Source organism: Streptococcus sp. LMAG:39, from assembly GCF_008680485.1.
Classification (GTDB): domain Bacteria; phylum Bacillota; class Bacilli; order Lactobacillales; family Streptococcaceae; genus Streptococcus; species Streptococcus pasteurianus.
This window is the reverse complement of the sequence record NZ_NALE01000001.1, coordinates 1,255,151-1,269,358: the sequence shown is the minus strand read 5'-3', so window position 1 is coordinate 1,269,358 and position 14,208 is coordinate 1,255,151. Positions and strand designations below refer to the sequence as shown.

The following is a 14,208-nucleotide window of genomic DNA, read 5'->3' as shown; positions in this document are numbered from 1 at the left end:
GCTTTTTTCTTACCAAAATTTCAGATTGGAGTGATGAAATGAACGATATTTTTAAGAATATGCAGTCAAAAGTCGGCTGTGATTATATTTCTGACCTGCCCTCTTACAAGCGTAAGGTATGGCATGAAATGAAACGACTGAACCCTGCCGACTATGAAGAAAAACAGTTAGAAGATTTTTCTAAATATGTGTTTAGTATGTCGTACCAGACCATAAAAGATGTGATAAAACAACAGAAAGGACGTGAGGAACAATGCAGGAAACAAGGGTGCTGGTGGAAACGAAAGGAACAACTGGCGAAGAAACAATATCATACTGGTTCGACCTGCCGATAGATGTTGCAGAGTTTGAAGAAAAGTTAGGTATCGGTGCAGAAAGTGGGGATTACCGCATTATCGAAAAGGTGTTGCCTTATGCTGATGAAGTTCACGAACATACAAGCGTGTACCAGCTCAACGAATTCGATTTTATGTACCGCCAGCTTTCAAGCGATATGCAGGAAGAATATACAGCACTTCTTGCGGTGTATGAAAATTTAGAAGCACTTTATATTTGCAGGAACGTGATTACGGTTTATCCCGACTGCAAAAGCATGATAGATGTTGCAAGGCAAAAGCTGATGAATGACCCGACGTTCAAACATTTATCCGAGGACTGTCAAGAATACTATTTTGACTTTGAAGCCTATGCTTCTCACTTGCAGGAACACGGGAAATTTTTAGTAACGGAACACGGTATCTTTGAACTGTCAGAGTAGGAAATGAGGTGGTGCTTATGATTGATGATATGGCGGTTTACATTGCTAATCTTGGCAAATACAATGAGGGCTATTTAGTCGGTGCTTGGTTCACGTTCCCCATTGACGAGGAAGATGTAAAAGAAAAAATCGGCTTAAATGAACAGTATGAGGAATACGCAATCCATGATACCGACAACTTCCCGATTGCGATTGGCGAGTATGTTTCCATTGAAGAACTCAATGATATGTATGAAATGATAGAGGAACTTCCCGACTATATCGTAGAGTGTCTGGACGAATTTATCAGCCACTTTGGGACGCTGGAAGAAGTCGTGGAACACAAGGACGATATTTATTATTATCCCGACTGTGAAACCATGACAGATGTTGCCTACTACTACATAGACGAATTGCAGGCACTAGGGGATATTCCACCCAGCTTGCAGAACTACATTGACTATGAAGCCTACGGGCGAGATTTGGATATGGGCGGTTGCTTCATTGAAACAAGCCGAGGTATGTGCGAGATACCATACTAACGCTGGAAGATCAGCGACAAGCATTGTTGCTACTGACAGCATATTTCTCTTTTAAGGGACAGTCTGAAAATGGCTGTCCTTTTCCATTTAGAAATTTACGAAAGGAGCTGAAAGAACTTGAAAAAGATTAAAAGCTACACGGGTATCTGGAACGTGGAAAAAGTCTTGTATGCAATCAATGACTTTAACTTACCCTTTCCCGTTACTTTTACACAGATTACATGGTTTGTGATTACGGAATTTATCATCATTCTGTTTGGGGATATTCCCCCACTTTCCATGATTGAGGGAGCATTTCTCAAATACTTTGGTATTCCCGTTGCTCTCACTTGGTTTATGTCGCAAAAGACCTTTGACGGAAAGAAGCCGTACAGCTTTTTGAAATCACAGATAACCTATGCGATAAGACCGAAAATCACTTATGCAGGAAAAGCCGTAAAACTGCATAAGCAGATATTGAATGAAACAATCACGGCAGTAAGGAGTGTGAATTATGTTCCCGATAAAATATATTGACAATAACCTTGTCTGGAACAAGGACAATGAGGTGTTTGCTTACTATGAATTGATACCGTACAACTATTCTTTCTTATCCGCAGAGCAGAAATTTATCGTGCATGACAGTTTCCGACAGCTTATCGCACAGTCCCGTGAGGGTAAAATTCATGCCTTGCAGATAGCGACGGAAAGCTCAATCCGCAGTATGCAGGAACAGTCAAAGAAACTGGTAACGGGAAAATTAAAGGAAGTTGCCTGCCAGAAGATAGACGAGCAGACCGAAGCGTTAGTATCTATGATTGGGGACAATCAAGTGGACTACCGCTTTTTTCTTGGCTTTAAGCTGATGGTTACGGAAGAACAGCTCAATCTGAAGAACATCAAAAAATCGGCGTGGCTGACATTCACGGAATTTCTCCATGAAGTGAACCACACGTTGATGAATGACTTTGTTTCCATGCCGAATGATGAAATCAACCGTTACATGAAAATGGAAAAGTTACTGGAAAATAAAATCTCCCGTCGCTTTAAGGTGCGTCGCTTGGAAATCAATGATTTTGGGTATCTCATGGAACATCTTTACGGCAGGGACGGTATCGCTTATGAAGATTATGAGTACCAGCTACCAAAGAAGAAATTGAACAAAGAAACGCTGATAAAATACTACGACCTTATCCGTCCGACAAGGTGTGTGATTGAGGAAAGCCAGCGGTATTTACGATTGGAACATGAGGATAAGGAAAGCTATGTGTCCTATTTTACCGTCAATGCGATTGTAGGCGAGCTTGATTTTCCGTCAAGTGAAATCTTCTATTTCCAGCAACAGCAATTCACATTCCCCGTTGATACTTCTATGAATGTAGAAATCGTGGAGAACAGAAAGGCTCTTACCACAGTAAGAAATAAGAAAAAGGAATTGAAAGACCTTGACAATCACGCTTATCAAGCAGGAAGTGAAACCAGCTCAAATGTGGTGGACGCTTTAGACAGCGTGGACGAGCTGGAAACAGATTTAGACCAGACAAAAGAAAGTATGTATAAGTTAAGCTACGTGATACGGGTGTCTGCACCCGATCTTGACGAGCTGAAACGCCGTTGTGATGAAGTCAAAGACTTTTACGACGACCTCAATGTAAAGCTGGTGCGTCCTGCTGGGGATATGCTGGGGCTTCATTCTGAATTTCTTCCAGCCAGCAAGCGATATATCAATGATTATGTGCAGTATGTAAAATCAGACTTCTTGGCAGGACTTGGTTTTGGTGCGACACAGCAGTTAGGGGAAACTACGGGTATCTATATGGGCTATTCCGTTGATACGGGAAGAAATGTGTACCTGCAACCGTCTTTAGCTTCGCAGGGCGTAAAAGGAACAGTTACAAATGCCCTTGCTTCTGCTTTTGTTGGTTCGCTTGGCGGTGGAAAATCGTTCTGCAACAATCTTCTGGTGTATTATTCGGTTCTCTTTGGGGGACAAGCGGTTATCTTAGACCCAAAATCAGAGCGTGGCAACTGGAAAGAAACGCTCCCAGAGATAGCCCATGAAATCAATATCGTAAACCTAACCAGCGATAAAGACAATGCAGGACTTCTTGACCCATTCGTGATTATGAAGAATGTTAAGGACGCTGAAAGTCTGGCAATCGACATCTTGACATTCCTTACGGGTATTTCCTCTAGGGACGGCGAAAAATTCCCCGTATTACGAAAAGCGGTTCGCTCCGTTACCCAGAGCGACAGTCGGGGCTTGCTCCATGTGATAGATGAGCTTCGCCGTGAAGATACGCCAGTATCAAGAAATATCGCAGACCATATCGACAGCTTCACGGACTACGACTTTGCACACCTGCTGTTTTCAGACGGTACGGTGGAAAATGCTATCAGTTTAGATAATCAGCTCAATATCATTCAAGTAGCCGACCTTGTACTGCCAGATAAAGATACCACTTTTGAGGAATACACGACCATTGAATTATTGTCGGTGTCTATGCTGATTGTGATTAGTACCTTTGCACTCGACTTCATTCACAGCGACCGTTCTATCTTCAAAATCGTAGACCTTGACGAAGCGTGGGCGTTCTTAAATGTGGCACAAGGAGAAACGCTCTCTAACAAGCTGGTTCGTGCTGGGCGAGCTATGCAGGCAGGCGTTTATTTCGTTACACAATCCTCTGGCGACGTATCAAAGGAAAGTCTGAAAAACAATATCGGTTTGAAGTTTGCCTTTCGTAGTACCGACATCAACGAGATAAAACAGACCTTAGAATTTTTCGGCATTGACAAGGACGACGAAAACAACCAGAAACGCTTGCGTGATTTAGAGAACGGACAATGCTTATTGCAGGACTTATACGGGCGTGTCGGTGTGGTGCAGATACACCCCGTCTTTGAAGAACTGCTACACGCCTTTGATACAAGACCGCCCGTGCAGAGAAATGAGGTGGAGTGATGAAAGAAAGGATAAAAGGTGCGTTCACAAAAAAGAAGATTTTTCACTTTCTCAAAATGGCTCTGTTTGTCGTGGTACTCTCCCTTATCCTGCTTTCACTTCTGGGGACGGTGGCTCATGCGACGGGGCTCGTGGACGATACCATAAACGCAGAAAATCTTTACTCAAAATATCCGCTATCGAATTACCAGCTTGATTTTTATGTAGATAATAGCTGGTCGTGGCTTCCGTGGAACTGGCTGGACGGTATCGGAAAATCGGTGCAGTACGGGCTTTACTGTATTACCAACTTTGTCTGGACGATAAGCCTTTATTTAAGCAATGCCACGGGCTATGTGGTGCAGGAAGCCTATAAACTTGATTTTATCAACGATATGGCAGACAGTATCGGAAAGAGCATACAGACCCTTGCAGGTGTTACCGAGAATGGCTTCGGGAGTACGGGATTTTATGTAGGTTCTCTATTACTGATAATTTTAATCATTGGTATTTATGTTGCCTATACGGGATTGATAAAAAGAGAAACCAGCAAAGCGGTTCAAGCAGTTATCAATTTTCTTGTGGTGTTCGTGCTGTCGGCTTCTTTTATTGCCTATGCCCCCGACTACATCAAGAAGATAAATGAATTTTCATCAGACATCAGTACCGCTTCACTTGACTTGGGAACAAAAATCATGCTCCCCAACTCTGACAGCGAGGGCAAGGACAGCGTGGACTTGATACGGGACAGCTTATTTTCTATTCAAGTGGAACAGCCGTGGCTACTTCTGCAATTCGGTAACAGCAATGCAGAGGAAATCGGGACAGACCGTGTGGACGCTCTCGTATCGGCAAGTCCAGAGGACGAGGACGGGAAAACCAGAGAAGAAGTTGTGAAAACAGAAATCGAGGACAATGACAACAACAATCTGACGATACCGCAGGTCGTGAACCGTTTAGGCATGGTGTTCTTCCTATTCATTTTTAATATAGGTATCACAATCTTTGTATTCTTACTGACGGGGATAATGATGTTAAGCCAGATACTTTTTATTATCTTTTCAATGTTTTTACCTATCAGTTTTCTTCTTTCCATGATACCCAGTCAAGAAAATCTGGCAAAGCAGGCAATCGTGAGGGTGTTTAATACCATAATGACACGGGCAGGAATTACACTCATTGTAACGGTGGCGTTCAGTATTTCCAGTATGTTTTATAACATCTCCAAAGATTACCCGTTTTTTATGGTGGCGTTCTTACAGATAGTGTGTTTCGCAGGTATCTTTATCAAGTTAGGCGACTTAATGAATATGTTCTCTTTGAACGCTGGCGACAGTCAAAACATGGGACGCAGGATATTCCGCAGACCATATCTGTTTATGCGACATAGAGCTAGAAGAATGGAGCGACGTATGGCTAGAGCTGTTAGTCATGGAAGTATGGTTGGAGCTGGCACGGGTGCAGTTACGGGAGCTATGCTATCGGGTAATGGTTCTTCAAGGAGTAATCCTCAAAAAGATAAACGTACATTTTCACGAAGCAACACTTCTTCCAGTTTTGGAAATCGTGCAGGCTCAAAGGTGGGTGCTGTCTTAGATACAAAAAATAAAGTGAAAGACAAGGCAAATGCTGTCAAAGAGAATATCAAGGATATGCCGACACAGACCGCTTATGCGGTGTATTCCGCAAAGGAAAAGGCAAAGTCCAGCGTGTCCGACTTTAAGCGTGGAATGGTTCAGGAACAGCAGTCCAGACAGACGGGACGATTGGAAAAGCAGGAACAGCATAGACAAAATATCGCTGACAAGCGTATGGAGCTTCAAAAGGCACAAGAAGCAAGGCAGGCACAGCGAAAGGCTGACGGCTCAGCGACAACGGGAGCTACCCGTCCCCATGAGCGACCAGCCACAGCTTCAAAGCCGAGTGCGGAAAAAACGCAGGAAGTCAAACGTCCTGCCACAGCGACTACTTCAAAAGCAAGTGAGCCAGTCAAGACAAATGTTATCAAAGAGCGTCCGTTATCTTCTGGTGCTTCTGATAGAAAAGCGACCCAGCCTACACAAACAGTACATAGGCAGAATGTAGAAAAAGTGGTATCGCAGGAAACACGCCAGAATTACATCAAAGACCGCAGGACAAAGGTTCAGCAGACCCAGAGCGTCCAGAAGAACCAGCAAACCACAGAGAAAACCCGTAACCTTGTAACGAAGAAAGGGCAGAAGAAAAAATGAAACTGAAACATATCGCTCTCATTGGTAGCCTGTTTCCTATCCTCTTTTCTCTGGTGCTTTTCTTTGGGGTATTGATTAGTGCGGACAGCGACGACGAGAACAGCAATTTTTCTTCTGGCATTACGGGTATGAACTTATCCGCAGAAGTCTTGAAACATCAGCCTATGGTGGAAAAATACGCCAGAGAATACGGCATTTCCGAGTATGTCAATGTGCTACTTGCTATCATTCAAGTAGAAAGTGGCGGTATGGCAGAAGATGTTATGCAGAGTTCGGAAAGTCTTGGTTTACCGCCTAATTCCTTAGATACGGAAAGCTCAATCAAGCAGGGGTGTAAGTATTTTGCGTCCCTGCTTTCTTCCTGCAAAAATCAAGGTATCGACGATTTGAATGTAGCGATACAGTCCTATAATTATGGCGGTGGCTATGTGGGATATGTGGCAGGAAAAGGAAAAAAACACACTTTTAATCTTGCAGAGAGCTTCGCCCGTGAGAAATCGGGTGGAAAGAAAGTAACCTACACCAACCCGATAGCCGTTGCGAAGAATGGGGGCTGGCGGTATGGCTATGGAAATATGTTCTATGTGGAATTAGTCAATCAATATCTGACCGTGGCACACTTTGATAATGCGACGGCACAAGCGATTATGAATGAAGCGTTGAAATATCAAGGCTGGAAGTATGTGTATGGTGGCAGTAACCCGAACACTTCCTTTGATTGTAGCGGACTTGTGCAATGGTGCTATGGAAAAGCTGGTATCTCCTTGCCGAGAACAGCACAAGCACAGTATGACGCTACCCAACATCTTCCACTCTCGCAGGCAAAGGCTGGGGACTTGGTGTTTTTCCATTCTACCTATAACGCTGGTTCGTATGTAACCCACGTCGGCATTTATGTAGGAAATAACCAGATGTACCATGCAGGCGACCCGATAGGATATGCAGACCTAAGTAGTAGTTACTGGCAACAGCACTTAATCGGTGCAGGACGAGTAAAACAATAGAAAGGACTTGAAAAATATGTTTAAGAAGAATAAGAAACAGACAGAAACTATCAAAGAACCAAAAGAAAAAAAGGTGCGTACTGTCAAGGTAGGCACACATAAGAAAACCGTGATTGCGTTGTGGGTGGTGCTTATCGCAAGCGTGAGCTTTGGAGTGTATAAGAATTTTACTGCTATCGACCAGCACACCACCCATGAAAAAGAAATCATTGAACTTCGCTTGCAGGACACCAACGGGATAGAAAATTTCGTGAAGAACTTTGCGAAGTCCTATTACACATGGAATAACAGCAAAGAAACGATTGAAGCAAGGACGCAGGCAATCAGCGGTTATCTGACAAAGGAATTGCAGGACTTGAATATAGATACAATCAGAACCGATATACCGACCAGCTCCACAGTTACAGATGTGATTGTGTGGCATATCGAACAGTCGGGAACAGACACTTTATCTGCTACCTACGAAGTAGATCAGCAGATAAAAGAGGGAGAACAGACAAGCAACGTGAAAGCGACCTATACTGTAAAAGTCCATGTAGACGCTGACGGGGATATGGTAATCGTTCAGAACCCTACCCTTGCACCAGCAGTTGAAAAATCAGACTATGAGCCTAAGACGCCAGAAGCAGACGCAAGTGTAGACGCTGATACCGTCAACGACGCTACCTCTTTTCTGGAAACATTTTTTAAGCTCTATCCAACAGCCACAGAAAAAGAACTTGCCTATTATGTATCTGGAAATGTGCTTGAACCTATCGGCAGGGACTATCTGTATTCTGAATTGGTAAACCCTATCTTTACAAAGGACAGGGACAATGTAAAAGTTAAAGTAGCCGTGAAATTCCTTGATAATCAGACAAAGGCGACGCAGGTATCACAGTATGAGCTTGTACTACATAAGGATAGTAACTGGAAGATTGTAGGATAAATGATATAAAAAGACCGTAGCCTGTAATACACATTTATGTGCTTTACAGCTACGGTTATTTTTGAAATTGATTGCGTATATTCTTGTCTTTACGAAACGCTATTTTAGCAGACTTCATTAAATCTACTAAGAAACGTACTTCGTATTCATCACAGTCTGAAAAAATATCGTTTGCTTCTTTTTCAAAAACGATTTTAGAAGCAATCACATTATCGCATAAAAGAGTATCGACTGATACAGAAAGTGCATTGGCAATCGCAATCAAGGTTGGCAAACTGACTTTTGTTTTTCCTGTTTCTACATTACTCATGTGAGCTGGTGTAATGTCTATAAGGTCGGCAACGGTTTCTTGTGTTACGCCCTTTTTAATTCTTGCAATTTTAATACGCTGTCCGATTGCTTTGTAATCAACTTCCACAGTTTCCTCTCCTTTCCTGCTTTTTTATATTGTAACCATTCGCAGAGTGTAATATAATACTCTGTGTAAATGAATAATTTATACAGTATATATTCGGACTAAAAAGTTTAAAATATGGAAGAATATAAACGCAAAGGGGGTATGTTTATATGTTAAGATTTCGTAAAAAGGATAGCAAAGAGCTTATAAAAAGAATGGCTAAAACAAATGGCTGTTCGGTATCTGAAATTCGCAGAGAAATGCAGTATGCTATTGATGAAGCTAGAAATAGTGATGACCCAAACAAGCAAGCGGAATTTCAACGTTTATTTGGAAATAAGATACCCAGTCCAGAAGAATTTATTTGTGTAGTTAGCAAGAATTTAAAATTTTAGTAAATACGGAGCGTGAACAATGAAAAAAGCAGAAACGCAGGAACAGGAATTTTTGGAAGTTTGTTCTTCTTATGACTATGACCTTTTAACTGGAAAGAGAGAAATGACATTGAAAGACTATGAACGAATTACTTATTTAGTTAGTTCTCTTGGGTATAGTCAATATCTTCAATTCCTTATTGGAAAATATATGGACTTAGCACAAGCTGACGAAGAACGAGAAGAAAGAGAAAATGAAATATATTTGGAATATCCAGAGTATTATGAGGACGAGAGAATTTTGGAAGAAGAAGAAAAATGGCTGGAAGAATTTTTAAATCAACTTCCAGAGAAGAAAAGAGAATATTTTGAAAAACTTATAAAAGAGAGTTAAAGCTACTAAAAAAAGTTACTGTATTCAGATGTTCTGATCACAGTAACTTTTTATCATTATACAAGGGAAAACAAATGCTAACAGACAAAATATTTTTTTCGTAACTTACATTTTCAATTTTACCGTCAATCTTTTTCAGCAATTCCTTTACAATATACAAGCCCAGACCAGAACTTCCTTTGGTGCGTGATTTATCAACAGTATAAAACTTGTTAAATAATAAGTTTACATCAATATCATCAAGGGATTTTGTTGAATTTTTAATTGTGAACACTCCTTTTTGATTGATAGAAACTTCAATGTAATTATCTGAATAACGAAGTGCATTTACAATTAAATTTTCAATAATTCGTTTACAGATAAGGTTATTTCCGTATATCCATACAGGAGTATTTTCTGTTTGAATGGTTGGTTGGATTTCTCCAAATTCATAATACTTTTCAATTAAGCAATCTGTAACAATTCTATTTATGTCAACACGCTCACATTCAACATCAACTTGCTCATTTTCTATCACAGATAAATCATAAAACTCTTGTACTAAATCCGTGAGATAATCTGTTTTTGCCTTAATGATTTTAATGTATTGTCCTTGTTCCTGTTTATCTTCACATTCTTGCAGAAGTGTTAAATAGCCCTGTATAGATGTCAAAGGTGTTCTTAAATCGTGGCTTATATTAGATATAGACTGTTTTAACTGTTCTTCTTCCTGCTTAATTTGAACCTGTAATTTTTTATGTAGATTATCTTTTTGATTGATTGCATAAGCTAATTCTTCAATGTCCCTATTTGATAAAGATACTCGTATTTTCCGTTGTTGCTTTATTTGCTTATTTATGTTGCGAATTGTTCTGATAATAGAGAATAAGGAAAATGCTAATATGAAGATAAAGCAAATCAATAAGAAATATAACATATTCGCATTTCCCCTTTCTGTTATGATTAGCGTATTTCTTGCTTTCTTAGTATCAATGCTGAAACAAGAAATGTAATAATTACAGTTCCCACGAAATAAATCAAAATATTGATTTCTAAATTATTTATCATATTATAAGAACAGGTATTCATCCAGTAATACATAGGATTTATTTTTAAGTATGTTAGAACTCTCCATGATTGAGTTGACATATTATCCCATGTCATCATATAGATAAGCGGTCCGCTAAATGTAAACAATGACATAGCACCTACAACGATTGCCGTATGTTTGAATATTACACATAACATAAGTGTAATTCCGATAAATGCTCCCATAATCATACAATTTAGTCCTGCAATTTTCAGCATAGGAAACAGTTGTATTGGAATATTAAATTTCGCACATTCTATTATAAATGCAATCATAATAAATGAAAAGTATAGAAATATACTGGTAATCGAAATCACAATATATTTCGCAACAAAAAACTTAATTCGGCTTTGTCCGCTTGCGATTGCAATTTTAATTGTTGAATCCGTATATTCTCTTGAAAAGAAAATGACAGAAAATATAAGAACAATCAGCCAGAAAAATACAGTATAAGATGTGGCTGTCCTTATTATTTCTTCAATCAATGGGTGTGCTGTATCGCTATAAGCACGAGCAAGAAATCCAACAGTTTCTCCTATTTTCCATGTTTCGTCTAAACTTGAACTTGATGCCACAAATTGTTGCTGACCGCCTATGGAGAAAATTCCAAAGACTGCTAAAATCAAAGCAAAGGTTAAGTACAATGCCTTTGTATGAAATAACTTATAAAATTCTGCTCTTATTTGATTAAACATTTTTTCGTCCCCCTATTAGATTTTCAAAGTATGTTTCCAAATTTTCTCCTTGCACAGAAATTTCATCAATAATAACTCCGTTACTGGATAGTAATTTAGAAATCATTCTTACATTATCTAAGCACTCGAATATCCGAATAGAATTATCGGGGTAAACGGAGTAATTGTTAATATTTCCCTTTTGCTCTAATAAAAGAGTGGTTTTTTGGATATTATCTGTCCTTAAACAAATATGGCGTTTACATTCTTCGTTCAATTCTTCGGCAGAAATTTGTTTCAAAAGTTCTCCTTTATGAAGAAATCCGTAACAGGTAGCAAGCTGATGTAATTCACTTAATATATGGCTGGATATTAAAATCGTTACCTCTCGTTCTTTTACTAATTTTTTAAGAAGTTCTCTTAATTCAATAATTCCCGTTGGGTCAAGTCCGTTGACGGGTTCGTCCAAAATCAAAAATTCTGGCTCACCTAATAATGCAACACCTAAAGCAAGCCTTTGTTTCATTCCCAAAGAAAAGTTTGCCACTCTTTTTTTACCAGCATTGGATAAACCTATCAACTCTAAAGTATCGGCAATACACTCTTTGTTTGGAATACCACGCTGTATCCTTTGCACCTCTAAATTTTGTGAAGCGGTCATATCCTTGTATAATGCAGGCATTTCAATCGTGCAACCGATTTTTGTCCTTTCATATTGCAGATTATCTGTATGTCCAAACAGGATTATTTCTCCCTCACTCTTAAAATTAAGTCCCGTTAATAATCGGATTAGAGTTGTTTTTCCTGCCCCATTTTCGCCTACAAGACCGTAGATTTCTCCTTTTGGAATAGTTAAGTTCACATTCTTTAAAGCATAGAAATCTTTATATTTTTTGCTTAGATTTTTTGTTTCGCATATAAATTTTGTCATTCTAAACACTCCTTTCTATGCCACTATATCTGATAAGTCTAAAGAAAATCTAAAGTTATTTAATTTTATAACCGATTCCCCAAATGGTTTGTATATAATCTTCATTTGTAATTGCCTTGATTTTTTTACGAATATGACTGATATGGGTATTTATCGTATCATCATCATAAGCATAAGTTTCATTCCAAATGGATTCATATAAATTTTGCTTTGAAAAAATTTTTTGCGGATATTGCAATAATAGTCTTAAAATCTTTAACTCGGTTGATGTAAAAGATACTAATACCTCTTTGATATAAACTAGAGAGTTATTGATTTCAATATCTCTATATGTCAAAGTATCATTTTGGCAGGACGTATTTGAAGTCCTTTTCAAATTTGCCTCAATACGAGCAAGAAGCTCATGCAGGTCAAACGGCTTAGTCATATAATCATCAGCACCTAATTTTAATAAATCTATTTTTGTCTGTACCATTGTTTTTGCGGAAACAACAATGACAGGAGCATTTGTAAATTTACGCAATCGCTGTAATACATCATTTCCATTTAACTTCGGTAACATAATATCAAGTATTATTAAATCTGGAACAAGCGATTTACATAATTCTATTCCCTCTGCACCATTCAAGGCATAATGAACGATATATTTATTATTTTCTAAGAATTTTGCAATCATATTGCAAATGTCTATATCATCTTCAATAATAGCAATTTTATTCATGTGATTTCATCTCCTTTAATTAGACATTGTATCATAAGGTTTTTATGCTATCCACATGAAACAAAGAAGTCTATGGTACATTTAGAAATTATTTAGAAATATACTTTATGATTTTGGAAAATATTTTTGATGTGTAAATTAGGGAGTATGTTTCATGGAATGTTTTAAAGAAATTTATCGGCTATAAATGGAAAAAGCAATCAATAAAATCGTTAATTAGATATATAAATTCATTCGCTCGTGCAAACAGCCTGTTTTGTGCGGGCTTTTTTCATTCTGGAAAAATTTTGGCTTTTTTGAGTTCTCAACTTAACAAATCACACCTGCCGTTCCCTATATGGTGCGGAAAGAGGGAGAACCACTTTTCACGTCATAGCGGAAAGGGGGTGAGATTGATGAAACCGTCTGACTTCCAGAAAACAGTTCAATGCCGTTTTGAAAGTTGTTTGAAGAAAGTTGTCCGTCATGTTGTTAAGGACTACCAGCAGAAATTAAAACGACGACAAGAGAAAGAAACGCTTTTTTGCGAACTCCCAGAAATCGTTGTAGAAAATATGGCTGTCTTGGACGATTATGAAACGGACTATACGATTTTCAATGTATGCGGTCACGATATTCGTGTTTATGATGATGAATTGGCAGAAGCCTTGAAACAGTTATCCGAGCGTAACCGTGAAACTTTGCTGATGTATTACTTCTTGGAAATGAACAACGAAGAAATTGCAAAAAAGCAGAATATTTCCAGAAGCGGTGTATTCCAAAATCGACATAACTCATTGGCACTTATGAAAAAATTACTAAAGGAGAAACAGTAAAATGAAGCAAACATTTAAGAAGCCGTCCTACTATTTGCTTTCACAAGCAATGGACGGGGACGAAAAAGCGATTGAAAAGATACTGGCATTTTATGACCCGTACATATCAAAGTGCTGTCTGCGTCCACTCTATGATGAATACGGTAATGTCTATATTGTCGTAGATATGGAGTTAAAAGGACTTATCCGAGAAGCACTTATCAAAATGATTTTAGGGTTTGATATTGCCTTAGAAATCGAAGAAGAATAACAAGCAGTAACCGCAGAGCATGATTTGTTCAATCCCCCTCTTTCCTGCTCTGCACCTGCTTTTACATGAAAGCAACACGCTTTCGCCACAGCTCTTTGACAACTGAATAAAGCAGACAGATACGTTTGTGAGATAGCGAGCCACGGGGACTGTACGCCACGACCTTTTCAAAAGAAAGCGAGCGACCCACGCAGTGATCCGAGAGCGACTATTGGAAAA

The 14,208-nt window shown here is 39.0% G+C and carries 17 protein-coding genes; 12 read left to right on the top strand and 5 right to left on the bottom strand.

Annotated elements, in window-relative coordinates; all coding sequences use genetic code 11:
* The first annotated feature begins 38 nt into the window (after positions 1–38).
* The 8 genes from CCC20_RS06510 (at position 39) to CCC20_RS06475 (ending at position 8,364) form a co-directional block, all read left to right on the top strand.
* Complete coding sequence (locus CCC20_RS06510) at positions 39–335, top strand: conjugal transfer protein (protein ID WP_117508871.1); 297 nt, start codon at positions 39–41, stop codon at positions 333–335.
* Positions 254–757 (top strand): antirestriction protein ArdA, encoded by a 504-nt coding sequence (locus tag CCC20_RS06505; RefSeq protein WP_117508870.1) that lies wholly within the window; start codon positions 254–256, stop codon positions 755–757. Before CCC20_RS06510 ends, CCC20_RS06505 begins: the two co-directional genes overlap by 82 nt.
* Before the next feature lie 20 nt (positions 758–777).
* The gene (locus tag CCC20_RS06500; protein WP_445585638.1) at positions 778–1,278 is read left to right on the top strand and encodes an antirestriction protein ArdA; all 501 of its coding nucleotides are present in this window, start codon (positions 778–780) and stop codon (positions 1,276–1,278) included.
* A gap of 117 nt (positions 1,279–1,395) precedes the next feature.
* Entirely contained in the window at positions 1,396–1,794 is a 399-nt protein-coding gene (locus CCC20_RS06495; protein WP_111920363.1) for a conjugal transfer protein, read from the top strand.
* Positions 1,769–4,222 carry a conjugal transfer ATPase TcpF gene (gene tcpF, locus CCC20_RS06490; protein WP_390137708.1) on the top strand — a complete coding sequence of 818 codons (2,454 nt, stop codon included), beginning with the start codon at positions 1,769–1,771 and terminating at the stop codon, positions 4,220–4,222. The genes CCC20_RS06495 and tcpF overlap by 26 nt, the downstream gene beginning before the upstream one ends.
* Positions 4,222–6,432, top strand: coding sequence for a CD3337/EF1877 family mobilome membrane protein (locus CCC20_RS06485; protein WP_119362477.1), 2,211 nt, complete (start codon positions 4,222–4,224; stop codon positions 6,430–6,432). Before tcpF ends, CCC20_RS06485 begins: the two co-directional genes overlap by 1 nt.
* Entirely contained in the window at positions 6,429–7,436 is a 1,008-nt protein-coding gene (locus tag CCC20_RS06480; RefSeq protein ID WP_095890686.1) for a C40 family peptidase, read from the top strand. The genes CCC20_RS06485 and CCC20_RS06480 overlap by 4 nt, the downstream gene beginning before the upstream one ends.
* Before the next feature lie 16 nt (positions 7,437–7,452).
* Positions 7,453–8,364 carry a conjugal transfer protein gene (locus CCC20_RS06475; RefSeq protein WP_095890687.1) on the top strand — a complete coding sequence of 304 codons (912 nt, stop codon included), beginning with the start codon at positions 7,453–7,455 and terminating at the stop codon, positions 8,362–8,364.
* A 55-nt stretch (positions 8,365–8,419) separates the two neighbouring features.
* Here CCC20_RS06475 and CCC20_RS06470 read toward each other — a convergent pair whose 3' ends face one another.
* Positions 8,420–8,782: a helix-turn-helix domain-containing protein gene (locus tag CCC20_RS06470; protein ID WP_021414781.1), complete on the bottom strand. Its 363-nt coding sequence runs from the start codon at positions 8,780–8,782 to the stop codon at positions 8,420–8,422.
* Positions 8,783–8,931: 149 nt separating this feature from the next.
* On the opposite strand from CCC20_RS06470, the gene CCC20_RS06465 reads away from it, so the two are divergent.
* Complete coding sequence (locus CCC20_RS06465) at positions 8,932–9,156, top strand: sporulation initiation factor Spo0A C-terminal domain-containing protein (RefSeq protein ID WP_009319960.1); 225 nt, start codon at positions 8,932–8,934, stop codon at positions 9,154–9,156.
* A gap of 19 nt (positions 9,157–9,175) precedes the next feature.
* Entirely contained in the window at positions 9,176–9,529 is a 354-nt protein-coding gene (locus tag CCC20_RS06460) for a hypothetical protein (RefSeq protein WP_021414777.1), read from the top strand.
* 37 nt (positions 9,530–9,566) lie between these two features.
* Here CCC20_RS06460 and CCC20_RS06455 read toward each other — a convergent pair whose 3' ends face one another.
* Genes CCC20_RS06455 through CCC20_RS06440 form a run of 4 tightly spaced genes read right to left on the bottom strand, consistent with a single transcriptional unit; the run spans position 9,567 to position 12,924 of the window.
* Positions 9,567–10,445: a sensor histidine kinase gene (locus tag CCC20_RS06455; protein ID WP_021414776.1), complete on the bottom strand. Its 879-nt coding sequence runs from the start codon at positions 10,443–10,445 to the stop codon at positions 9,567–9,569.
* A gap of 26 nt (positions 10,446–10,471) precedes the next feature.
* Positions 10,472–11,293, bottom strand: a complete 822-nt coding sequence (locus CCC20_RS06450; protein ID WP_004611593.1) for an ABC transporter permease — start codon at positions 11,291–11,293, stop codon at positions 10,472–10,474.
* Positions 11,286–12,203: an ABC transporter ATP-binding protein gene (locus CCC20_RS06445; RefSeq protein WP_021414783.1), complete on the bottom strand. Its 918-nt coding sequence runs from the start codon at positions 12,201–12,203 to the stop codon at positions 11,286–11,288. The genes CCC20_RS06450 and CCC20_RS06445 overlap by 8 nt, the downstream gene beginning before the upstream one ends.
* Positions 12,204–12,258: 55 nt before the next feature.
* Positions 12,259–12,924: a response regulator transcription factor gene (locus CCC20_RS06440; RefSeq protein ID WP_004611595.1), complete on the bottom strand. Its 666-nt coding sequence runs from the start codon at positions 12,922–12,924 to the stop codon at positions 12,259–12,261.
* A gap of 395 nt (positions 12,925–13,319) precedes the next feature.
* On the opposite strand from CCC20_RS06440, the gene CCC20_RS06435 reads away from it, so the two are divergent.
* Complete coding sequence (locus CCC20_RS06435) at positions 13,320–13,739, top strand: RNA polymerase sigma factor (RefSeq protein ID WP_021414782.1); 420 nt, start codon at positions 13,320–13,322, stop codon at positions 13,737–13,739.
* A 1-nt stretch (position 13,740) separates the two neighbouring features.
* A complete protein-coding gene (locus CCC20_RS06430; RefSeq protein WP_004613734.1) occupies positions 13,741–13,989 on the top strand; it encodes a helix-turn-helix domain-containing protein in 249 nt (82 codons plus the stop codon).
* Positions 13,990–14,208: the final 219 nt, after the last annotated feature.

Excerpts from the sequence above, each read along its gene's own strand:
- CCC20_RS06450 (WP_004611593.1), bottom strand. The coding sequence starts at position 11,293 with ATGTTTAATCAAATAAGAGCAGAATTTTATAAGTTATTTCATACAAAG.
- CCC20_RS06455 (WP_021414776.1), bottom strand. The coding sequence starts at position 10,445 with ATGTTATATTTCTTATTGATTTGCTTTATCTTCATATTAGCATTTTCC.
- CCC20_RS06485 (WP_119362477.1), top strand. The coding sequence starts at position 4,222 with ATGAAAGAAAGGATAAAAGGTGCGTTCACAAAAAAGAAGATTTTTCAC.
- CCC20_RS06440 (WP_004611595.1), bottom strand. The coding sequence starts at position 12,924 with ATGAATAAAATTGCTATTATTGAAGATGATATAGACATTTGCAATATG.
- CCC20_RS06510 (WP_117508871.1), top strand. The coding sequence starts at position 39 with ATGAACGATATTTTTAAGAATATGCAGTCAAAAGTCGGCTGTGATTAT.
- CCC20_RS06445 (WP_021414783.1), bottom strand. The coding sequence starts at position 12,203 with ATGACAAAATTTATATGCGAAACAAAAAATCTAAGCAAAAAATATAAA.
- CCC20_RS06430 (WP_004613734.1), top strand. The coding sequence starts at position 13,741 with ATGAAGCAAACATTTAAGAAGCCGTCCTACTATTTGCTTTCACAAGCA.
- CCC20_RS06475 (WP_095890687.1), top strand. The coding sequence starts at position 7,453 with ATGTTTAAGAAGAATAAGAAACAGACAGAAACTATCAAAGAACCAAAA.
- CCC20_RS06460 (WP_021414777.1), top strand. The coding sequence starts at position 9,176 with ATGAAAAAAGCAGAAACGCAGGAACAGGAATTTTTGGAAGTTTGTTCT.
- CCC20_RS06480 (WP_095890686.1), top strand. The coding sequence starts at position 6,429 with ATGAAACTGAAACATATCGCTCTCATTGGTAGCCTGTTTCCTATCCTC.
- CCC20_RS06505 (WP_117508870.1), top strand. The coding sequence starts at position 254 with ATGCAGGAAACAAGGGTGCTGGTGGAAACGAAAGGAACAACTGGCGAA.
- CCC20_RS06465 (WP_009319960.1), top strand. The coding sequence starts at position 8,932 with ATGTTAAGATTTCGTAAAAAGGATAGCAAAGAGCTTATAAAAAGAATG.
- CCC20_RS06435 (WP_021414782.1), top strand. The coding sequence starts at position 13,320 with ATGAAACCGTCTGACTTCCAGAAAACAGTTCAATGCCGTTTTGAAAGT.